The 20,102-nt window shown below is 64.8% G+C and carries 20 protein-coding genes; 11 read left to right on the top strand and 9 right to left on the bottom strand.

Annotated features, from left to right (window positions below; genetic code table 11):
• Positions 1-83: 83 nt before the first annotated feature.
• Positions 84-1,055: an N-acetylglucosamine kinase gene (locus tag ACP4XC_RS17500; protein WP_427171876.1), complete on the top strand. Its 972-nt coding sequence runs from the start codon at positions 84-86 to the stop codon at positions 1,053-1,055.
• A 61-nt stretch (positions 1,056-1,116) separates the two neighbouring features.
• Here the strand turns inward: ACP4XC_RS17500 and ACP4XC_RS17495 are convergent, their stop codons facing one another.
• Positions 1,117-2,151, bottom strand: a complete 1,035-nt coding sequence (locus ACP4XC_RS17495) for a pirin family protein (RefSeq protein ID WP_427171874.1) — start codon at positions 2,149-2,151, stop codon at positions 1,117-1,119.
• A gap of 82 nt (positions 2,152-2,233) precedes the next feature.
• Between ACP4XC_RS17495 and ACP4XC_RS17490 the strand changes: the two genes are divergently transcribed.
• From ACP4XC_RS17490 to ACP4XC_RS17460, 7 genes are all read left to right on the top strand, one after another.
• Entirely contained in the window at positions 2,234-2,686 is a 453-nt protein-coding gene (locus tag ACP4XC_RS17490) for an NUDIX hydrolase (protein ID WP_427171872.1), read from the top strand.
• Positions 2,687-2,904: 218 nt separating this feature from the next.
• Complete coding sequence (locus ACP4XC_RS17485) at positions 2,905-4,005, top strand: ABC transporter ATP-binding protein (RefSeq protein ID WP_427171870.1); 1,101 nt, start codon at positions 2,905-2,907, stop codon at positions 4,003-4,005.
• Positions 4,005-4,715: an ABC transporter permease gene (locus tag ACP4XC_RS17480; protein WP_427171868.1), complete on the top strand. Its 711-nt coding sequence runs from the start codon at positions 4,005-4,007 to the stop codon at positions 4,713-4,715. The genes ACP4XC_RS17485 and ACP4XC_RS17480 overlap by 1 nt, the downstream gene beginning before the upstream one ends.
• On the top strand, positions 4,712-5,458 hold the full coding sequence (locus ACP4XC_RS17475) for an ABC transporter permease (protein WP_427171866.1): 747 nt from the start codon (positions 4,712-4,714) through the stop codon (positions 5,456-5,458). The genes ACP4XC_RS17480 and ACP4XC_RS17475 overlap by 4 nt, the downstream gene beginning before the upstream one ends.
• Entirely contained in the window at positions 5,455-6,411 is a 957-nt protein-coding gene (locus ACP4XC_RS17470) for an ABC transporter substrate-binding protein (protein WP_427171864.1), read from the top strand. Before ACP4XC_RS17475 ends, ACP4XC_RS17470 begins: the two co-directional genes overlap by 4 nt.
• 204 nt (positions 6,412-6,615) lie before the next feature.
• Positions 6,616-7,836, top strand: a complete 1,221-nt coding sequence (locus ACP4XC_RS17465) for a pyridoxal phosphate-dependent aminotransferase (protein ID WP_427171862.1) — start codon at positions 6,616-6,618, stop codon at positions 7,834-7,836.
• Between the two features lie 69 nt (positions 7,837-7,905).
• The gene (locus tag ACP4XC_RS17460) at positions 7,906-8,760 is read left to right on the top strand and encodes a polyphosphate kinase 2 family protein (protein WP_427171860.1); all 855 of its coding nucleotides are present in this window, start codon (positions 7,906-7,908) and stop codon (positions 8,758-8,760) included.
• 11 nt (positions 8,761-8,771) lie between these two features.
• Here the strand turns inward: ACP4XC_RS17460 and ACP4XC_RS17455 are convergent, their stop codons facing one another.
• Complete coding sequence (locus tag ACP4XC_RS17455) at positions 8,772-9,002, bottom strand: exodeoxyribonuclease VII small subunit (RefSeq protein WP_427171858.1); 231 nt, start codon at positions 9,000-9,002, stop codon at positions 8,772-8,774.
• Between the two features lie 83 nt (positions 9,003-9,085).
• Positions 9,086-10,363 (bottom strand): exodeoxyribonuclease VII large subunit, encoded by a 1,278-nt coding sequence (xseA, locus tag ACP4XC_RS17450; RefSeq protein WP_427171856.1) that lies wholly within the window; start codon positions 10,361-10,363, stop codon positions 9,086-9,088.
• Between the two features lie 250 nt (positions 10,364-10,613).
• On the opposite strand from xseA, the gene ACP4XC_RS17445 reads away from it, so the two are divergent.
• On the top strand, positions 10,614-11,459 hold the full coding sequence (locus ACP4XC_RS17445; protein WP_427171854.1) for a hypothetical protein: 846 nt from the start codon (positions 10,614-10,616) through the stop codon (positions 11,457-11,459).
• A gap of 44 nt (positions 11,460-11,503) precedes the next feature.
• On the top strand, positions 11,504-12,583 hold the full coding sequence (locus ACP4XC_RS17440) for a 4-hydroxy-3-methylbut-2-enyl diphosphate reductase (RefSeq protein ID WP_427171852.1): 1,080 nt from the start codon (positions 11,504-11,506) through the stop codon (positions 12,581-12,583).
• Between the two features lie 10 nt (positions 12,584-12,593).
• Here ACP4XC_RS17440 and ACP4XC_RS17435 read toward each other — a convergent pair whose 3' ends face one another.
• On the bottom strand, positions 12,594-13,805 hold the full coding sequence (locus ACP4XC_RS17435; RefSeq protein ID WP_427171850.1) for a DNA recombination protein RmuC: 1,212 nt from the start codon (positions 13,803-13,805) through the stop codon (positions 12,594-12,596).
• A 104-nt stretch (positions 13,806-13,909) separates the two neighbouring features.
• On the opposite strand from ACP4XC_RS17435, the gene ychF reads away from it, so the two are divergent.
• On the top strand, positions 13,910-14,995 hold the full coding sequence (gene ychF, locus ACP4XC_RS17430) for a redox-regulated ATPase YchF (RefSeq protein ID WP_427171848.1): 1,086 nt from the start codon (positions 13,910-13,912) through the stop codon (positions 14,993-14,995).
• 132 nt (positions 14,996-15,127) lie between these two features.
• On the opposite strand, the gene ACP4XC_RS17425 is transcribed toward ychF, so the two are convergent.
• The 5 genes from ACP4XC_RS17425 to ACP4XC_RS17405 form a co-directional block, all read right to left on the bottom strand.
• Positions 15,128-15,874 carry a hypothetical protein gene (locus ACP4XC_RS17425; protein ID WP_427171846.1) on the bottom strand — a complete coding sequence of 249 codons (747 nt, stop codon included), beginning with the start codon at positions 15,872-15,874 and terminating at the stop codon, positions 15,128-15,130.
• A 207-nt stretch (positions 15,875-16,081) separates the two neighbouring features.
• Positions 16,082-17,200, bottom strand: coding sequence for an enolase C-terminal domain-like protein (locus tag ACP4XC_RS17420; RefSeq protein ID WP_427171844.1), 1,119 nt, complete (start codon positions 17,198-17,200; stop codon positions 16,082-16,084).
• Positions 17,201-17,345: 145 nt separating this feature from the next.
• Positions 17,346-18,914, bottom strand: coding sequence for a GMC family oxidoreductase (locus ACP4XC_RS17415; protein WP_427171842.1), 1,569 nt, complete (start codon positions 18,912-18,914; stop codon positions 17,346-17,348).
• Between the two features lie 68 nt (positions 18,915-18,982).
• Entirely contained in the window at positions 18,983-19,639 is a 657-nt protein-coding gene (locus tag ACP4XC_RS17410; protein WP_427171840.1) for a gluconate 2-dehydrogenase subunit 3 family protein, read from the bottom strand.
• Positions 19,636-20,094, bottom strand: coding sequence for a hypothetical protein (locus ACP4XC_RS17405; protein WP_427171838.1), 459 nt, complete (start codon positions 20,092-20,094; stop codon positions 19,636-19,638). The genes ACP4XC_RS17410 and ACP4XC_RS17405 overlap by 4 nt, the downstream gene beginning before the upstream one ends.
• Between the last annotated feature and the right edge of the window lie 8 nt (positions 20,095-20,102).

Below are 20,102 nucleotides of genomic sequence, written 5' to 3'. Positions count from 1 at the left end.
CTCCTTAGTCCTTGCCGATAATCATGGCCGAATAATCCCCGCCGATGACCGTTCGCGGCCAGCCCACTCAGTAGTCTGGTCACGTGACTAATTCTGACAACAATCTGCCGCCAGCGGCTCCTGCCTCTTCCACCGGTTCCGCGCAGGGAGCCGAATCCGGCGCGGTGATCGGCCTGGATATCGGCGGCACCAAGACCCGCGGGGTCCGCTTTGAGAATGGCCATGCCGTGATGGACGAAAGCGTGGGAAGCGCGAATGTTCAGAACGTCACCCGCGAACAAGCCGCCATGCACCTGGCCGAACTCTTCGCGAAGATCGGCGGAGGAGCGATCTCCCAGGTCTATGCCGGCGCAGGCGGGATCGATACCGACGAGGATGCCGAGGCGCTCGCCGGGCTGATCGCGCCGCACGTGCCCGGTGCCAGGATCACGGTGGTTCACGACTCCCGGCTCCTCCTGGCTGCCGGTCGCGCCAGCAGCGGCGTGGCTGTGATTGCAGGCACCGGCTCCGCGGCGTGGGGGAAGAACGAGAATGGCGAGGAGGCGCGGGCCGGCGGCTGGGGATATCTGCTCGGCGATGAAGGAAGCGGCTACTGGCTGGGACGCGAGGCGGTCCGCCACAGCCTGCGCCGGATGAACCTGGGGCTGGAGCCCGATGAGCTCACCACTGCGCTGCTTCGCTCCTGCGGGACCGATGATCCCAACAAGCTGATCGCCATGTTCCACTCTGCCGGGACCGGCCGCCGCTTCTGGGCCCAACAGGCCCGGCTCGTGGTGGAGGCCGCCGATGCCGGACATCCAGCCAGCCAGGCGCTGGTGGAGCAGGCAGGCCGCGACCTGGCCGACCTGGCTGCACAGGTGCTCCGGAAGCTTGGAATTCAAGGTCCCGTAATTCTGGGCAGCGGATTGGGGATGAACGTTGCGCGGCTCCAGGACTCCTTCCGGAAACACCTGGCCGAACAAGGCATCACCGACGTCCGCGTGCTTGACCAGGACCCGGTTTTCGGGGTGCTGCAGCTGGTGGCCGAGCAGGAACGATCCAGCGGGGCTGCATAGACGGCAGCCCTGGCGGCACTGATCGAGGCCGGCTCCGCGAGGGCCGGTGGCCGCGTCCCGCTTAAGAGCGGGTGCGTGGTCTTAACTGCACGCCGGGCAGGGGCGGGGCCGGGATGCGGCCGGCCTCAGGGCCGGCATCCGGGCCGTGTCCGCGGACCAGGCCGAAGCGTCTGGCCGCCGCTTCGGTATGGGGAAGATCCGCCTGCGCCTCCCAGTCCAGGCGCGCCTGCTCCACCTCGGCGTGCGTGCGGCCTACGAAGTTCCACCACATCAGCAGTTCTTCCTCGAAAGGTTCGCCGCCGAGGAGGATGAAGCGGGTCTCCGGCCAGGCCTCGAGATCCAGGGCCGAGCGGCCGGAGCCGAGGTAGCCCAGCGGCCCGGGTGCGACCTCCTGGCCATCAAGGGTCAGACCGCCGTCGAGCACCAGAACGGCATGCTCGAAGTCAGGATTCAACGGCAGGCTCAGCACACCGCTGCAGGTTACGTCGGCGCCTACGATGGGGGAGTACATGGTCGCGGGCGAGGTGACCCCGGCGAGGCTGCCCACCATCACGGTGGCGGTGAACCCGTGACCGCTGGCCTTCGGCAGATCCACGTGCTGCTCGAAAGCGGGAGCCCGGTGGCGCTCGGTGTCAGGGAGGGCCACCCACAACTGGAGGCCGCGTTGCACCGGAAGCTCCGGAGTCACCTCGGCCGGGCCGCCGTCTACGCCCCCCGGGAGCACCGCGAATTCGGAGTGCGAGACACCCCTGCCGGCGGTCATGATGTTCAGCTCGCCTGGCCGGACGATCACATCGCTGCCCACACTGTCCCGGTGCCTGATCCTGCCCAGCAGCGGCCAAGTCACCGTCTGCAGGCCGGTGTGCGGATGCGGCAGCACCGACATGGCCACGCGGTCAGGACCGAAGCTGTCAAGGAAGCACCAGGCCCCCACCGTGGGCAGGCCCCGCTGCGGCAGCGTGCGCGAAACATTCATGGCCCGCACACCGCCAAGCGGAACTTCGCGGGCCGGCCACAGCTGCAGGCACGGTCCGGAGCCTTCGGCCGGGGACGGAGGGCAGACTTCTTCCAGCGGACGCGCTTCAAGGTTGGTCACAGACAAACTCTAAGACGGAACGCCACAGTTCGGCAGGTGCCTGCCTGCGGATACCCCGCCGGAGCGCCGTTACGCTGGAAGGATGAGTTTGCACTTCGACACCCGTCCCGCCGCCTACGCCGTCATCATCCAGGAGGACCGGATCCTGCTGGCGTACTGGAAGCAGGGCGGCCGTGAAGGCTGGACCCTGCCCGGCGGCGGTCTTGACCTCGCCGAGCACCCGGTGGACGGCTGCCGCCGCGAAATTTATGAAGAGACCGGCTACGACGCCGAGATCGGCGCCATGCTGGGGATCGACGTCGGACACTGGCCGGCTGAAATCCGGATCGACGGCGGGGAGCGGGACTTCCAATCCCTGCGCCTTGTTTATGAGGCCAGGGTCACCAGCGGTGAGTTGCGCCACGAGGTCAACGGGAGCACCACCCACGCGGCCTGGATCCCGCTCGCCGACGTCGCGGAGCTCAACCGCGTCTCCCTGGTGGACGCCGCCCTGCGCCTCTACTGGGAGCGGCCCACGGACGGAAAACTTTCCTGACGTTCCCCTGGCCATCCGGTCGAGGCTCCACCCATCCCCGCCACCCATCCAACCGGGCAAGGTCACCGAATGCTTACGGTAGCCGCGGTTCCGCTGACATTGCGGTGGCCTCTGGTTACGCTGTGTAGTACCGCTTTATCCAGCCAATAGTCAGCGACCTTATGATCATTTGGCTTGACCGTCCGATGTTGCCGCCCAACAGTTAGGTATGCCCGGAAATGGCCGAAGCCATGATCGAGTTCCACAGCGTGACCAAGCGATACCAAGGCGGGCAGCCGGCCGTTGACAACCTGACCATGTCCATCGACAAAGGCTCCATCACGGTGTTCGTGGGGCCGTCCGGTTGCGGAAAGACCACCTCGCTGCGCATGATCAACCGGATGGTTGAGCCGACGTCGGGCACCATCACCGTGGGGGGAAGGGATGTCACTTCCGTGCCGGCCGCGGAACTGCGCCGCTCCATGGGATACGTGATGCAGTCTTCCGGGCTGATGCCCCACCGTTCCGTTCTGGACAACATCGCCACGGTGCCCCGGCTTAATGGCGTGTCCAAGGCGGAGGCGCGCAGGCGTGCGCAGGAGCTGCTCGACGTCGTCGGGCTGGCGCAGGTGCTGGGAAAGCGGTACCCCTCGCAGCTCTCCGGCGGCCAGCAACAACGCGTGGGGGTGGCGCGGGCGCTGGCGGCCGACCCGCCGGTGCTGCTCATGGACGAACCGTTCAGCGCGGTCGACCCCGTGGTGCGCGACGAGCTGCAGCAGGAGCTTCTCCGTCTGCAACGCGACTTGGCGAAGACCATAGTGTTCGTCACCCATGACATCGATGAAGCGACTGTCCTGGGGGACAAAGTGGCGGTGTTCTCGGTTGGTGGCAAACTCGCCCAGTACGCAACGCCGGAGGAAATCCTCCGGGCCCCGGCCAGCGATTTCGTGGCCTCGTTCGTAGGACGGGACAGGGGATTCCGCCACCTGGCGTTCAGCCCGTCCGACGGCGTGTCCCTCCATGCGGTTCCCACCATCAGCCGGGCGGAGCTGGATGCCGGCGCAGCCGCGTCCGCTGACGCCGACTGGCTGCTGGTAGTGGACGCGGACTCGCGTCCGCTGGGGTGGGCCAGCGCGGGGGGTGGGTCCGGGCTGATCCCGGGCGGATCCCTCTTCAGGAAGGGCGATACCCTCCGCCGTGCCCTGGACGCGGCCCTGTCCTCGCCGTCCGGACTCGGCGTGGCCGTCGACGGCCACGGCAAGGTGGTGGGCGTCCTCAAAGCCGACGAGGTCCTGTCGGTTATTGAGGCAGCACGGCTCACCCGGCAGGGTGCCCACTAATGGAATGGTTCCTGGCGAACAGCGGTCGCGTTTTCGAACTCGCGGGCCAGCATCTGGTCCTGGCCGTGCTGCCCATGATCCTCGGGCTGCTGATCGCCATTCCGCTGGCCCAGCTGGCCCGCCGGAACAAGGGTTTGAAATCCGTGGTGGTGACGGCCACGTCGCTTCTCTACACCATCCCTTCCCTGGCACTGTTTATCATTCTGCCCTCTATCCTGGGCACCCGGATCCTGGATCCCCTCAACGTGGTGGTGGCACTTACCCTTTACGCCGTGGCGCTGCTGGTGCGGGCCGCGCTTGACGCCTTTGACTCGGTGGATGAGGATCTCCGCCAGGCCGCCGTCGCCATGGGATTCAAGCCCACTGCACGTTTCCTGCAAATCGACCTGCCGCTTTCGCTGCCCGTGCTCTTCGCCGGCCTTCGCGTAGTCTCGGTCAGCAATATCTCCCTCGTCAGCGTTGCGGCCCTGTTGGGCATCGGCAATCTCGGCATGCTCTTCACATCCGGGCTTCAGCGCGACTTCGTCACGGAGGTGGTGGTGGGCATCGTCGCCATCCTCGTCCTGGCCCTGCTAATGGACGCAGTCCTGGTGCTCCTCGAACGGATGTTGACGCCCTGGACCCGGGCATCAGCCAAACCGGCCAAAGCTGAGCTCGCAACAACTGCCGAACTCCTCTCCGACGTCCGGGCGGGAGGAACCTCAGCATGAGCAATGTCTTCACGGACACATTTGCGTGGCTGGCTGACCCGGCGAACTGGTCCGGCAGCGAGGGCATTCCCACCCGGCTGGCCGAACACCTGCAGTACACCGGTTTGGTCATGCTGATCGCCACAGCCATAGCCGTTCCCATCGGGCTCTACGTGGGCCATACCGGGCGCGGCCGGGTGGCCGTGGTGGCCCTCGCCGGCGCGCTCCGCGCCCTGCCCACCCTTGGCCTGCTGACCCTTTTCGTGCTGCTGGCAGGCATCGGGCTGATGCCGCCGGTGTGGGCCCTGGTGATCCTGACGGTCCCACCCTTGCTAGCCGGCACGTATGCGGGGATAGCCAGTGTGGACCCGAACGTGGTGGACGCGGCCCGGGCCATGGGCATGACCGAATACCAGATCCTGTTCCGGGCCGAGGTTCCCAACGCCCTTCCCGTGATGTTCGGCGGTTTCCGGACCGGTGTGCTGCAGGTCATCGCCACCGTGTCGGTGGTGGCCTACATCAACCTGGGCGGCCTGGGACGGTACCTGTTCGACGGCCTGGTGCTCTCAGACTTCCCGCAGATGCTGGGTGGCTCGCTCCTGATCGCCGGGCTGGCGATCGCCGTGGACCTGATCCTTGCTGTTTTCCAGAGGCTGTTCCTCTCACGGGGAGCCTCTGCCGCGCCAAACCGGGGCCACCAGGCCCCGGTTGATCTCACAGACTCCGTGACCGCGGAGCCTGTTGTTCGAGGAGGTATGTCATGAAGGAAACCCAACACAGAGTCCTGGGCCGCCGTGCGTTCGGCGGCCTTGCGGCCGGCGTCGGCCTGGCTATGGCTCTGACCGCCTGCGGGGGTTCATCGAATCCGCTCAGCAGCGCGCCCGCATCCGGCGGATCGGCCTCAGGGTCAGCCCTGGTGGTGGGCTCGGCTGATTTCCCTGAAAGCCAGATCATCGCCGAGATCTACGCCGGAGCCTTGAACGCGGCCGGCGTAACCGCCAGCACCAAGCCCAACATCGGCTCCCGGGAGGTCTACTTCAAGGCAGTGCAGGACGGCTCAGTTGACATCGTTCCGGACTACAGCGGCAACCTCCTGCTGCACGTGAACAAGGATGCCACCGAGGTTTCGGCGGGCGACATCGTCAAGGCCCTGCCGGGCAAGTTGCCGGACGGGCTGGCTGTGCTGGACGCATCCAAGGCAGAGGACAAGGACGCCATGGTTGTCACCAAGGCCACTGCCGAGAAGTACCAGCTGAAGTCCATCGAGGACATGGCAAAGGTCTGTGGAGACCTGGTGGTGGGCGCCCCGGCAACATTTGCGGAACGCGCCTACGGCCTGCCCGGACTCAAGAAGAACTACAACTGCGTGCCCAAGAAGCTTGAACCGTTCAGTGACGGCGGCGGCCCCATCACCGTTAAGGCGCTGCTGTCCGACCAGGTCCAGGTAGCGGACATCTACACCACCACCCCGGCGATTGCGGACAACGACCTTGTGGTCCTTGATGACCCCAAGAACAATTTCATCGCCCAACAGGTGCTGCCGCTTTACAACAAGGCAAAGATGTCAGACAAGGCCAAGGAAGCGCTCAACTCCGTCTCTAAGACCCTCACCACTGAAGATCTGATCAACCTCAACCGTGCGGTCAGCGGCAACCAGAAGCAGAACCCCAAGGATGCCGCTGCTGCCTGGCTGAAGGACAAGGGCCTGGTCAAGTAAAGCCAGTCAAGTAAAGCCAGCCAAGCAAAGCCAGCCAACTAAAGCCAGTAATGCAAAGCTGAGAACGTGCGACGGCGGCGCCCGGCTCCACAGGAGTCCGGCTGCCGCCGTCGTGGTTTCCGCTTCGGTCATACATGCGATGGGCTGCACCCGTGTGAGACAAGTCTCAGCGGAAGTACATCCGCCTTATGGCATATTTGATGAATGGCAGAATTCAAGCAGTCCACCAAGCTTCATAATGTCCTCTACGACATCCGTGGACCGATCCTCCAGGCCGCCCAGCAGATGGAGGCCGAGGGACACCGCATCCTCAAACTGAACATCGGCAATCCCGCTCCGTTTGGTTTCGAGGCTCCGGACGCCATCCTGGTGGACATGATCCGCCACTTGCCCCATGCCCAGGGCTACAGCGACTCCCGCGGCATATTTTCCGCACGCACCGCCGTCTCGCAGTACTACCAGACCCGCGGCATCCAGAACATCCATGTGGACGACATCTATCTCGGCAACGGTGTCAGCGAACTCATCACCATGTCCTTGATGGCCCTGCTGGATGACGGCGACGAGGTGCTCATCCCCACCCCGGACTACCCTCTGTGGACCGCCTCCGTGGCGCTGGCCGGGGGTCGCCCCGTGCATTACCTGTGCGACGAGGAATCCGGCTGGCAGCCCGATCTGGAGGACCTGGAAGCCAAGATCACCCCCCGGACCAAGGGCATCGTGGTGATCAACCCGAACAACCCCACCGGCGCTGTTTACCCGGAGGCCACGCTCAAGAAGATCGTTGCCTTGGCCGAAAAGCACGGCCTGGTGCTGTTTGCGGACGAGATTTACGAGAAGATCCTTTACGAGGACGCCGTCCACGTAAACCTGGCAGGGCTCACAGGCGACGACGTCCTGTGCCTGACCTTCAGCGGGCTGTCCAAGGCGTACCGGGTGTGTGGGTACCGCGCTGGCTGGATGGCCATCTCGGGCCCCAAGAAGGACGCCGCTGATTACCTCGAGGGCATCAACCTCCTGGCCAACATGAGGCTGTGCGCCAACGTGCCCGCCCAGCACGCCATTCAGACGGCCCTCGGCGGCTACCAAAGCATCAACGATCTAATCCTTCCGGGCGGCCGCCTACTAGAGCAGCGAAACAAAGCCTATGACCTGCTCAACGCCATTCCGGGCGTGAGCACGCAGCAGGCCAGGGGGGCCTTGTACCTCTTCCCGAAACTGGACCCCGAGGTCTACCACATCCGGGACGACGAGAAGTTTGTCCTGGACCTGCTGCGCGAACAAAAGATCCTGGTCTCACACGGGCGTGCCTTCAACTGGGTCCGGCCGGATCACTTCCGCATGGTGACACTGCCGAACGTCAAAGACATCTCCGAGGCAATCGGACGCATGGCGGACTTCCTGACGCGGTATCAGGGGAACTAGCCTGTAGTCAGCGGCGGGGCACGGGCCAAGGATCCGGGCAGGGCTGCGCTAACGGGAATGAGGCTTTCCATGCCAGACGCTGTGACCTTCGACCAGCACCCTTCCGAAACACTGCTGGTCGGAAAGGGGTTCAAACTTAAGGACTGCGACCCCGACTCGACCCCTGGCTACAGTGGGGACAAGGTCGACGGTGAGATGCTCCTGGAGGAGCTGGACAGCCGGCTTGCCGAGCTGCAGGAGCAATTATTCGCCGAGTCCCGGTTCGGCGGCACCAAACGCATCCTGCTGGTCCTGCAGGCCATGGACACGGCCGGCAAGGGCGGAATCGTCACCCACGTGATGGGCGCAATGAACCCGCACGGAGTGCAGATGAAGTCTTTCAAGGCGCCCACTCCGGAGGAGAAGTCCTACGACTTTCTGTGGCGGATTGAGAAGGAAGTCCCTGCCTCCGGGATGGTGGGCGTTTTTGACCGGTCCCACTATGAGGACGTCCTGATCCACCGGGTGCACCGCTGGGCCAATCCCGAAGAGCTGGAACGCCGGTATAAGGCCATCAACGAGTTCGAGGTCCGGCAGAACGGCGCCGGCACCAAGATCATCAAGGTGATGCTGCACATCAGCAAGGACGAGCAGAAGCAACGGCTCCTGGCCCGCCTGAATGAGCCCAACAAGCTGTGGAAGTACAGCACCGGGGACCTCAAGGAGCGCGCGTTCTGGACTGACTACATGGACGCCTACCAGAAGGCCTTCGAGAAGACGAGCACCGAGATCGCCCCGTGGTACGTCGTGCCGGCCAACAAGAAGTGGTACGCCCGGATCGCCGTGCAGCAGCTGCTGCTCGAGACGCTCGAAGGGCTCAAGCTTCAGTGGCCCGTGCCGGACCTCGATGTCGACATGGAACGCGACCTGGTCGAACGCTCCTGAGCCGGCGAGTGTCAGGCGTCCTGGGAGGCCTGGCCCCTGGCTGCCGCCAGCCGCCTGCGCGCACCCTCGAGCCACTGCTCGCACCGCGCTGCCAGGGCTTCGCCACGCTCCCACAGGGCGAGGGAGTCCTCGAGGCTGGCGCCGCCGGCCTCCAGCTTCGCCACGATGCCGACCAGCTGCTCCCGGGCTTCCTCATAGCTCAGCGCGTCGATGTCGGCGTTCGGATTCGGTTCTGCTGCCATGGTGCTGCTCCCTGCTCGTGTCACGTGAATGTGCCTGCCCACCGAAGCTTCCCGGTGGCCTTGCTGTCTTTATAGAAACTGTCTCAGCTCTTCTGGGCGCCGGTGGACCGGGCGGAGAACTTCCCGCCGGCGACGCGGACGGCCAGGTCCGTTCCCGCGGGGGCCTGTGAAGGGTGACGGACCACGGCCCTGGCCTGGCCGCCCACGGGGTGGTCGCCGGCCAGTTGAACCACCGCATAGCCGCGGTCCAGGGTTTTTTGCGGCGACAATGCCCGCACCTGCGCCTGAAGATGCACCAGCTGGTCCGCCGCCCGGACCACCGCCGAAGCGATGGCAGCCCGGGAACGGCTGCTGAGCCTTTCAACGTCCTCCAACCTGTTGGTCACCATGCCCTCCGGGGCGGACAAAACCGGCCGCGAACGCAGGGAGGCAAGCCGGTCCGTTTCCTGTTCCACGAGCCTTGACACGCCCCGGCGGAGCTGGTCGCGGGCCTGCCGCACCCGGGCAAGTTCCTCCACCACGTCAGGGACAATGCGCTTCGCGGCGTCAGTGGGGGTGGATGCGCGCAGATCGGCCACGTCATCGAGGATGGGACGGTCGGCCTCGTGGCCGATCGCGCTGACCACCGGGGTGGACGCGTCCGAGACGGCCCTGATGAGTTCCTCGCTGCTGAAGGGCAGAAGATCTTCGAGCGCCCCGCCGCCGCGCGCTATGACGATGACATCCACGCGCGGATCGGCGTCAAGTTCCCGCAGCGCCGCCACCACCTGTGTCACGGCGGCGTTCCCCTGAACCGCCACTTCGCGGATTTCGAATTCGACGGCGGGCCAGCGGAGGGCCGCGTTGCGCAGGACGTCTTTCTTGGCATCGGAATCACGGCCGGTGATCAGCCCGATGCGGTGGGGGAGGATGGGCAGACGCTTCTTCCGGGAGTCGGCGAACAGCCCCTCCAAGGCAAGGGCCTGCCGGAGCCGCTCTATCCTTGCCAGCAGGTCACCCAGGCCGACGGGCCGGATGTCCTTGACCGACATGCTCAGCCTGCCGGTTTTCAGCCAGAACTCCGGCTTAAGCAGCGCCACCACCCGTGATCCGCGTTCCAGCGGGATGTCCTGCCGGTCCAGCACGGTGGTCCAGACGGAGGCAGGCAGTGAGATTTCGGCGTCGATGTCCCGCAACGTCATGTAGGCGTTGCTGCCGCGGCGGTTCAGTTCAATGACCTGGCCCTCCACCCAGGCGGACGGGGTCCGGTCGATATGGGCTTTGAGCTTGTGCGAGAGGAGCTGAAGCGGCCACGGGTTCTCCGGACTGGTCTCGGCCGCAGTGGCGGGCAGCGTGGTTCCCGTAGGCAGATCCTCAGACATGGCTGGGCAGCACCTGTCGGCTGGGCCGGGACGGTGTCCCGGCCGGTGTCGGTGTCCTGGGCGGTGGCGCGGGAGTGGCCCGGTGCATAGGAATTCCTCAGTAAGTGGCAGTGCGGTCAAAGCGGGCGGTCAAAGCTGGCGGTCAAACCCAAACCAACTCTATCCATAGCTCTATCACCGTCCGGCGACATTTTTGGTTCCCGGATGGCCCCTCTAGGATGGCAGTACCCAACCACAACCTAGGAATCCCTTGCGCACTTTTGTCTCAGCCGTGGCTGTCATCGTTGGACTTCTGCTGGCCGCCGTCGCCATACCTGCCATGTGGGTGGACCGGAACATTGTGCAGGAGGATGGGTTCGTTTCGCTTGCCGCGCCGTTGGGGAAGGACACCGTTTTCCAGGAACGGCTCGCCTCAGCGGCGGTGGCCACCCTGGACGCCGGGGGCCAGGTCCCTGAACCCGTCAAATCACTGGTACAGCCCATCCTGGACAAAGCTGCCAAATCCCTGACATCGCTCCCCGGCTACCCTGCCGCGTGGGAGGAAACCCTGCGAAAGAGCCACCGGCTGAATTTCGCGGATTCAGGATCCGGTGGGCAAACGGGGGAGCGGCCGACTGCCCTGACCCTCGACGTTGCGCCCTTAGTCGGCCTGCTCGCCAAACAGATTTCGGATGCGACGCAGGTTCCGCTCCAAGCCCCCGGCCAGGCATTGATTACCATCGGCCAGCCGAGCCAACGTGACGTGATCGAAAGGGTTTCCCTGTATGCGCCCACGGGTTATGCCTTGGCTGCGGGCGCCGCGGTCGCCTTCGGAATCGGGTTCATTACTGCTCGACGGCGGTGGGCAGTGCTCGTGGGAACCGGAATCGGAGCATTGATCCTGTCGGCTGTTTGGAAGCTGTGCGCTGATGCGGCTGCCGGCCTGGCCACGGGACTCGCCAGCGGCAACCAGGTGGCTGACCTCTTCAAGAACGAGTTCATAGCGGCATCATCCGAACGCTTCGGGCAGTGGATCCTCGTCGCGGTTATCACCGGGGTGCTCCTCCTGGTGGCGGGTGTCCTGACGAGGGTCCTCACGGGCCGCCGCCCTGCCTAGCCTCGGAACCCTGCCCGTGGCGGCCAAGCCGGTAGCATTGAACAATGACCACCTCAGCTGTTTCCATCCCCATGCCAACCGTGCCGCGCAGGCGGCGCACGCCCGAGGACGTGATGGCTGCGGCGCCGGTCACCGGCCCCAAGAAGGTCCTGCTGGCAGCCCCCCGCGGCTACTGCGCGGGCGTGGACCGGGCGGTCATCGCGGTGGAGAAGGCCTTGGAACACTACGGGCCGCCCGTTTACGTGCGCAAGCAGATTGTCCACAATGTCCACGTGGTCAGCTCGCTTGAGGAAAAAGGGGCCATCTTCGTCGATGAAACCGACGAGGTTCCGGAGGGCGCGCTGGTGATTTTCTCCGCCCACGGTGTCTCACCCGCCGTCGTGCAGTCTGCCGAGGACCGGGGGCTGCGGACCATCGACGCCACCTGTCCCCTCGTGACCAAGGTGCACAAGGAAGCGGTGCGCTTCGCCAAGGACGACTTCGACATCCTGCTCATCGGCCATGACGGCCACGAGGAAGTCGAGGGAACCGCCGGCGAAGCCCCCGAACACATCCAGATCATCAACGGCCCGCACGAGGTGGGCAACGTCACTGTGCGGGATCCGGATAAGGTCATCTGGCTGTCCCAGACCACGCTCAGCGTGGACGAAACCATGGAAACCGTCAGGCTCCTGAAGGAACGTTTCCCCACCTTGCAGGATCCGCCCAGCGATGACATCTGCTACGCAACCACGAACCGTCAGGTGGCAATAAAGAAGATCTCCCCGCAGGCCGATCTGGTGATCGTGGTGGGCTCCGCAAACTCCTCGAACTCGGTGCGGCTGGTGGAAGTTGCACTGGAATACGGCGCCAAGGCCTCCTACCGCGTCGATTTCGCGAACGAAGTGGACGAAGCCTGGTTCGAAGGCGTTGCTACCGTCGGCGTCACCTCCGGCGCCTCCGTCCCGGAGGTCCTGGTCAAGGACGTCCTGCGTCTGCTGGCCGACTATGGCTACGGCTCCGTGGAGGAAGTGGTCACGGCCGAGGAAGACCTGCTCTTCTCCCTGCCCAAGGAGCTGCGCGCCACCTTGAAGCAGGCCGGGGATGTGAGCCGCGCGCTCGGCGGCCGCGGCGCACGCCCCTGACCTCACGGGCCTACGCGGCTGACTCCTCCGACTGCAGCTCCGGGGCAGCCACGGAACGTGTGGTGACATCGATGGCGGCCGGTGTGACGAGCCCGGCTGAATCAAGGGTATTGAGTTTGCGCGCTGTCGGGAGGACCCTGGCCTCCAGGGTCCCGATCATCGAATTGTAACGGTCCACTGAGCTCTTCAGCGAGGACCCCAACTTGGTGACATTCTCGCCGAGCGTGCCCATGCGCTCGTAGAGTTGACGGGCCAACTCGAACAGTTCCCGGGCGCTGTCCGTTAGTACGTCCTGCCGCCAGGTAAAGGCGACGGACTTCAGTACAGCGAGCAGAGTGCCGGGAGAGGCAAGGACCACGTTTTTGCTCAGGGCGTAGTCCAGCAGGGCAGGGTCCGCGGCAAGGGCCGCGGCGAGTATGGATTCGGCTGGCAGGAAGCAGATCACCAGTTCCGGCGAGTTCCCGGGCAGATCCCAGTACTTCTTGCTGCTCAGCGAATCGACGTGGGATTTGAGGGCCTTGGCGTGGGCCGCGAGATGCGCCTGCTGCCCGTTGGCGGCGTGGCCGAGCTGCAGGCTGCCTGAAGTTGCCCCGAGTTCCTGGGCCGCGAGATAAGAGGACAGCGGAACCTTGGCATCAACGACGAGCTGCTTGTCGCCCGGCAACTGCACCACCAGGTCCGGCCGGAGGCTGTTCTCGGCGCTGGTGCCGTGCTGCTGCTCGTGGAAGTCGACGTGCCGGATCATCCCGGCCGCTTCCACCACCCGCCGCAGCTGCACCTCGCCCCACTGACCACGCGCGCTGTTCGAGCGCAGTGCTGACTCCAGCGCATGCGTTGAACGCAGCAGCTGTTCGTCAGACACACGGGCTTCCTGCAACTGCTGGGCCAGCTGTCCGTACTGCTCCAGCCTGTCCCGCTCCAGCAGTGACACTTGCTGCTGGACTGCCGTGAGCTTTTCGGCCACCGGAGCGAGGGCCCGCAGCACGCTGCCGTCCTGGTTCCGTGCTTCACCCAGCTCGCGGTTCTGCGCCGACAGGAGCCGCCGTTCGGCGTCGGCTGCCGCGAACTGGGCGCTGACCTCGGAAAGGCGGGCGGAGACGCCGTCGAAATCCTGTTCCAGGGCCACGCTGCGGCGCCGGAAGAGAACGTACGTGAAGGCGGCGCCGGCAACGCCACCCACTATCAACATGAGGAGGGCAAGAATTAGTGCGAAAGCGTCCATGCATTCACTCTGGCACGCACCCCTGACTTTTAAACGGAAGCCCGCGGCGAACGCCACAGGGCGGCCGCATGGCCGGCGGACCTTTGCGGGTAGAATAGATGATCGTGGCTCTTACTATCGGCATCGTCGGACTGCCCAACGTCGGCAAATCAACTCTTTTCAACGCACTGACCCGCAACCAGGTGCTTGCAGCGAACTACCCGTTCGCCACCATCGAACCGAACGTCGGCGTCGTTAGCCTCCCGGACTCCCGCCTGGAGAAGCTCGCAGCTGTTTTCGGCTCCCAGCGGCTGCTGCCTGCGGCGGTATCGTTCGTCGATATTGCCGGCATTGTCAAGGGCGCCTCGGAAGGCGAAGGCCTGGGGAACCAGTTCCTCGCCAACATCCGCGAGGCCGAGGCCATCGCGCAGGTTGTGCGCGTGTTCGATGATCCGGACGTCATCCACGTCGACGGCAAGGTCGATCCCCGCTCCGACATGGAGACCATTAACACCGAGCTGATCCTGGCCGACCTCCAGACCATCGAAAAGGCAATCCCCCGGATCGAAAAAGAAGTCAAGATCAAGAAGCGGGAAGCCGCTGAGCTGGCAGCCATCAAAGCTGCCCAGGCAGTCCTTGAACGCGGCGACACAATCTTCTCCTCCGTCAAGAGTGACAAGCTTGAGATGGAGCACCTGAAGGAACTCAGCCTCCTGACCGCCAAACCCTTCATCTACGTCTTCAACTCCGACGAAGGCATCCTGGGCAGTTCGGAAAAACAGGCCGAACTGCGGGCCCTCGTGGCCCCTGCGGACGCCATCTTCCTCGATGCGAAGCTCGAATCGGACCTCGTTGAGCTGGACGAGGAGGAAGCCCGCGAAATGCTGGAGATGAACGGCCAGGACGAATCGGGCCTGGATCAGCTGGCCCGGGTAGGTTTCCACACCCTCGGCCTCCAGACCTACCTCACGGCAGGTCCCAAGGAAACCCGTGCCTGGACCATCCACCAGGGCGACACCGCCCCGCAGGCCGCGGGCGTGATCCACTCGGATTTCCAGCGTGGCTTCATCAAAGCCGAAGTGGTCTCCTTCGAGGACCTCATGGAAGCCGGTTCCATGGCAGAGGCGAAGGCCCGCGGCAAGGTCCGCATTGAAGGCAAGGAATACGTGATGGCCGACGGCGACGTGGTGGAGTTCCGCTTCAATGTGTAGTTGAGTTCCGGCTCAACGTCTCGTGTTGAGCCTAAATGGGGTTTTCTGCCTGAATTCATCGAGTTCGCTCGTTGGTTGGATCCGCTCTGATCTGTATCCCGGACATCACAGCTGATATGTAGGCGTTCCTTGTCAGGGGGCAAGGGTGAGCCGTCCAGTACTGGTTTGTCTCGGACCGCTCTTGTGCGGCCGTTCACGAGTGCGGTCGTGTTTGGCTGGCGCGCCGTGGGGAGCCTGTCGGCCCGCTGCCTCCACGCCCATCATGGCTTTTGCCCGTGCAGACAGCGGCATGGTGTCGGTGGGGCTGAAGGCCATGGAATTGGAGAGCGAGAAGTATGCGTAATCGATGAACGATGCGACCCACCCGGTCCGCTCGGAGGACCTCGAAGCGACCTCCTCAACGGCGTCGCGGTCCTCGTCTTGGGGGAAGCGGAAGTCTGCTGGCGGCATGTCCTCGCGTTCGGCGTGGCGGCGCGTAACAGGGCCACCTCGGTCCATCTCCCAGAAAGCCCGGGCGAACGCAATGATGTTGGTGACCCAGATCTGCAAAGCAGCCAGCAGGATTACCGGGCCATCGTTGTTGCCCGAAGTGGTGAGCCGGATGACCACCTGTACTAGGGCCACCTCGTTTGCGGCGACCAGAAGCAGCGCCTGCCCGGTGGCGACGTTTTTTGACCACCGCGTTTCCCTGTGGAACCGGTGCGGATTCAGGCGCACGAGCGGGATCAGCATCGTCAGACCAACGCCGACCACCGTATACCTGAGCCACGGAAGGAAGGAACTGGGCAGCGCGGCGTACAGGCCCAGCGCGACGAGCAGTCCAATCACCGCTGGCCACCGGTGCTCGGCGCGGGCGTCAGGGGTATCGGTATCAGCCATGGCTCAGTCTGTTTCCTGCTTCGGCCGCACCCCGGGCACCTGTGACTCGGTTCTGTGTTCTGAGGCTGACTACCCCGTTGCGGTCACTGCGCCCGGCGCGTAGAGCCGGACATGAGTGGCGTCGGGAATGGCCGGTTGATGCTTCGGCCCTCGTTCGTGCCGACATCAGCGCTATCCTCCTTGCCGACCGTCTGGGTATTGGTGCGCCTAGCCCACCCGGTACTTCTCGATGTCGGACGTGCGAATGGTGAGTCCGTTGCCGGGGGAGTGCTTGTCGGGGATGATTGCGCCGCCCGCAGGGTCCAAGGTCCCGTCGAAGAACGTCTGTTCGATCCGGACGTGGTCGTGGAACCACTCCAGATGCCGGAAGTTCTCCGTCGCGGCGGCTGCGTGCGCGCTCAGGTGCGGTGCGCAGTGCCCGGACACCTGAAGCCCGTGCGCTGCAACCACGGCTGCGATGCGCAGCCATTGGGTGATACCGCCGCAGCGCGAAACATCCAGCTGGACGCAGTCGACGGCTTCGGCCCGGCACAGGCGCTCGAAGTAGAACAGATCTGTACCGTATTCACCCGCGGCGACGTCGGCAGCTATCGCCTCCCTGACGGTCCGCAGGCCGGCCAGGTGGTCGGAGGAGACAGGCTCTTCAAACCACGCCAGCCTGGAGTCGCCGGCCGCTTGATAAACCCTCACCGCTTGTTTTGCCGTATAGGCACCATTGGCGTCTACGAACAGCTCAGCGTCGTCTCCTATGACGGTTCTGGCCTGACGAATGCGCTCCAAATCCCGGGGAATGGCGTTCCCCCGGTCCTGTCCGATCTTTATTTTGACCCGTGGGATGTGCTGGCCGTGCACCCAGCCCCCCAGCTGGTCCTGCAGTTGCTGGCGGGAGTAGGTGGTGAACCCGCCGCTGCCGTAAATGTCGACCTCGTCGCGCACCGCTCCGAGGAGGCGGTACAGGGGAAGGTGAAGCAGGCGTGCTTTCAAGTCCCACAGGGCACAGTCCACCGCGGAGATCGCGTAGCCGGCGAGCCCGCTGCGGCCGGAATTGCGCACGGCCTGCAGCATCGACAGCGCGGCTCCTCCGGTGTCCCACGCAGATCGTCCGGAGACGGCTGGCGCCAGCAATCCCGTGATCAGCTGGGCGCAAGAGGGTGGAGCGTAGGTCCAGCCAAGCCCTTCGCAGCCGCCGGCGCTGGTCCGGACCACCACCATCGTGGTGGCGTCCCAGGCGAAGGTGCCGTCTGCCTCGGAGTTATCGGTGGGAATCGTGTAGGTGCTGACGTCCAGGCCGGTGAGGGCCGGATCGGTGGTTCCCGTGGGGCGCATGGCTCAGCCTTTCCTGTGCGGAAGGAATACCTGCAGTTTGGTTCTGGCTTCACGAGATCGGTTCAGCAGGTAATCTTCGAACTGTTGTTTTGGCATGGTCCGTTCCTTGGGTGGCGGCGGCCCGGATACGCGGCCGGTGGTTCGCTCAGGCCGCATTGTTGGCCCCGCCCGCGATCAGCCGTTCAGCGGTGCGCGCTGCGACCGCCATGATGGTCAATGCCGGGTTGGCGCTTCCTTGGGTGGGCATTACGCTACCGTCGGTGATGTAGAGGTTGGGTACGGCGAAGCTGCGGCAATCGGCGTCGACGACGCCGTGGCGCTCGTCCGCCGCCATCCGGGCCCCGCCCACCAAGTGCGCGTAGCGCTTGATGGTGATGACCTCGTCGGCCCCTGCGGCTTTCAGGACCTTTTCCATGGCTTCCTGGGCGGCGCCCATGAGTTGGCGGTCGTTGTCGCACTGGGAGTAGTGGAAGTGCGCGACCGGCATCGCGTTCCGATCCTTTTCCTGCGCCAGGGTGACGCGGTTGTCCGCCTGCGGCAGGAATTCACACAGTGCCCCCAGGCAGGCCCAGTGCACGTAGTCGCTCATGTATTCGCGCAACTTTGCTCCCCAATGACCCTGGGCGGCGACGTGTTCGGCCCAGGTGATGGGCAGCGGCGATACCGTCTGTATCGAGAACCCGCGCTTGTAGGGCTTGGACGGGTTTGTCTCATAGAAGTCTTCGGAGCTGACTTCCGGCGGGGGCGCCTTCCACATCCGCACTTCGGAGTCGAACCTGCCGGCCGTTTGAGGCGCCCCCTGGACCATCAGGTACCTCCCCACCTGGTCGAAGTCATTGCACAGCCCGTCCGGGAAACGCTTGGAAGTGGAGTTGAGCAGCAGGCGGGGAGTCTCGATGGAATAGCCGGCGACGGCGACCACGCGGGCACGCTGGAAGCGCGTGCGGCCGTGGCGGACATAGTGCACGCCGGTGGCTTTGCCTGTGGTGTCGTCTACTTCAATCCTGGTCACCATCGAGTCAGCCCGTACTTCAGCGCCGTGGTGCAGGGCATCCGGGATATGGGTGATCAGGGGTGAGGCTTTTGCGTTAACCTTGCAGCCCTGCAAGCAGAAGCCGCGGTAGATGCAGTGCGGCCGGTTGCCGAAGCGGCCGTTGGAAATCGCGACCGGGCCCACCTTGGCCGTGACGCCGCACGCCAGTGCACCGCGCAGGAAGAGTTCACCGTTCCCGGAGACGGGATGCGGGCTGTGCGGATAGGAATGTGGATCGCCCCACGGCCAGTGTTCCCCGGCCACCGGAAGTTCGCCTTCGATGTCCTCGTAGTACGACTTAAGATCCTCGTACTCGAGGGGCCAGTCCGCGCCCACCCCGTCGGCACTGTAGGTATGGAAGTCGCTGGGGTGGAACCGGGGCGTGTAGCCTGCGTAGTGCACCATGGAGCCGCCCACGCCACGGCCCGAGTTGTTTGAGCCGAGGGGTACCGGATCGTCTCCGGAGATCACCCGCGGTTCGGTCCAGTACAGGTGGTGCGAGGCCGCCTCGTCGCTGACCCAGTCGCGCTCCGGGTCCCAGAAGGGGCCCGCATCCAGGGCGACGGCGTTCCAGCCGGCCCGGGCCAAGCGCTGCAGGAGGGTAGAGCCGCCCGCGCCGCACCCGACGATAACTATGTCGACCTCATCTTCGTCCCGGAACCGGGCCATGTCGGTACGCATGGCATGATTTGTTCCTGGCACGGGGGGCAGAAGCCATGCCGAGGCATTCCGATCTTTTACCGAGGCCATCAGTGCTGCCGCCGTTTCCCGGATTTTGTATTGGGACGGGCCGGGTCCTGTTCGGGGCGGGTGTCGGCTACCTCAAAAGGCTCACGGGCGTCCAGCCCAAGGTTCTTGTATCCGCGGGGATAGGCAGGCCCGGCAAATCCAATCTCATTCCAGCTCATTGGGTGGGAGTAGAAGGCAGTACACGCATACCGGGTCCAGAGGCTCCATACCTGCGATGACTGCCGCCCCCGCCACTGTTCGGCGTCGTGAATGTCCGTCAGGAGGGCTTCCTGATCATCCCAGGACAGCTCGCAAAACGCTTTCCCGCTCCGTGCCCGGGCCTCGGCGTCCAGCGCCGCGAGGGTGCTGCGCCAGGCCGCCGGGTCCGGTTCCATGCTCTCGTAGTGCCAGCCGTCGGTCTGGTCCTCGGCCAAACGTGAGTCGACCATATTGGCCACCGGGACCCGGGGCTCCTGGCGCTGGTCCAGCAGTTGATCAAACAACGCCCTCGCTGCGGCCTCCTCCGCAGGGTTGAAAAACCGCAGATCTGCCGGCCGGCCGAGGCGTGTCAGTACGACACCTTGCGTCACCTGGTCCCAGTGCCCGGACTGCCCCTGGGCATCGAAGCCGGGGAAGCGGCCGCCTCCGTCCTTCGGGTCCAGCGGCAGGGCCGTCACTTTTCCCTCCTCAGCACCGCGGCGAGCAGGCCCATGCCGCCCACGAGGGTCACCAAAAGCGGTGCCAGCAGCGGCGGCCCCATTTCCATGTTGTACTTCAGGTTGGAAAATCCGCCGGGCTTCTGCGCAATGCCCCTGGCGTGCAGATACGTTCCCTGCAGACCGTTTGCGACAATCGCGGCGGAGGCCAGAGGCAGTGCGGTTTTGGCCATCCGCCTACTGAACACTCCGGCGATGCCGGCGGCTGCGCCGACCGGGCCTAGGGCAACAGGGATCCACATTAGTTTGTTGCCGAAGCTTGCCTTGTCATGCTCAAAGTAGATTTCTGCGGCGGTCACGAGGGCGCCGGCCGCAGTCAGACCGGAAAGGGACCGCTCGAAGCGGCCGGTTTCCACGTTGCGGATCATCCGGTCTATCCCGTGAACGGTTTCCGCGGGTGTAACTGGTGTCTTCATGGCGTTCC

This window comes from Arthrobacter sp. 92, assembly GCF_050260325.1.
Taxonomy (GTDB): domain Bacteria; phylum Actinomycetota; class Actinomycetes; order Actinomycetales; family Micrococcaceae; genus Arthrobacter.
This window is presented reverse-complemented; position numbering and strand designations above follow the sequence as displayed.

Coding starts and splice junctions, on each gene's coding strand:
- ACP4XC_RS17440 (WP_427171852.1), top strand. CDS start 11,504: ATGACCACCTCAGCTGTTTCCATCCCCATGCCAACCGTGCCGCGCAGG.
- ACP4XC_RS17425 (WP_427171846.1), bottom strand. CDS start 15,874: ATGGCTGATACCGATACCCCTGACGCCCGCGCCGAGCACCGGTGGCCA.
- ACP4XC_RS17405 (WP_427171838.1), bottom strand. CDS start 20,094: ATGAAGACACCAGTTACACCCGCGGAAACCGTTCACGGGATAGACCGG.
- ACP4XC_RS17420 (WP_427171844.1), bottom strand. CDS start 17,200: ATGCGCCCCACGGGAACCACCGATCCGGCCCTCACCGGCCTGGACGTC.
- ACP4XC_RS17480 (WP_427171868.1), top strand. CDS start 4,005: ATGGAATGGTTCCTGGCGAACAGCGGTCGCGTTTTCGAACTCGCGGGC.
- ACP4XC_RS17465 (WP_427171862.1), top strand. CDS start 6,616: ATGGCAGAATTCAAGCAGTCCACCAAGCTTCATAATGTCCTCTACGAC.
- ACP4XC_RS17455 (WP_427171858.1), bottom strand. CDS start 9,002: ATGGCAGCAGAACCGAATCCGAACGCCGACATCGACGCGCTGAGCTAT.
- ACP4XC_RS17485 (WP_427171870.1), top strand. CDS start 2,905: ATGGCCGAAGCCATGATCGAGTTCCACAGCGTGACCAAGCGATACCAA.
- ACP4XC_RS17435 (WP_427171850.1), bottom strand. CDS start 13,805: ATGGACGCTTTCGCACTAATTCTTGCCCTCCTCATGTTGATAGTGGGT.
- ACP4XC_RS17490 (WP_427171872.1), top strand. CDS start 2,234: ATGAGTTTGCACTTCGACACCCGTCCCGCCGCCTACGCCGTCATCATC.
- ACP4XC_RS17475 (WP_427171866.1), top strand. CDS start 4,712: ATGAGCAATGTCTTCACGGACACATTTGCGTGGCTGGCTGACCCGGCG.
- ACP4XC_RS17415 (WP_427171842.1), bottom strand. CDS start 18,914: ATGCGTACCGACATGGCCCGGTTCCGGGACGAAGATGAGGTCGACATA.
- ACP4XC_RS17460 (WP_427171860.1), top strand. CDS start 7,906: ATGCCAGACGCTGTGACCTTCGACCAGCACCCTTCCGAAACACTGCTG.
- ACP4XC_RS17470 (WP_427171864.1), top strand. CDS start 5,455: ATGAAGGAAACCCAACACAGAGTCCTGGGCCGCCGTGCGTTCGGCGGC.
- xseA (WP_427171856.1), bottom strand. CDS start 10,363: ATGTCTGAGGATCTGCCTACGGGAACCACGCTGCCCGCCACTGCGGCC.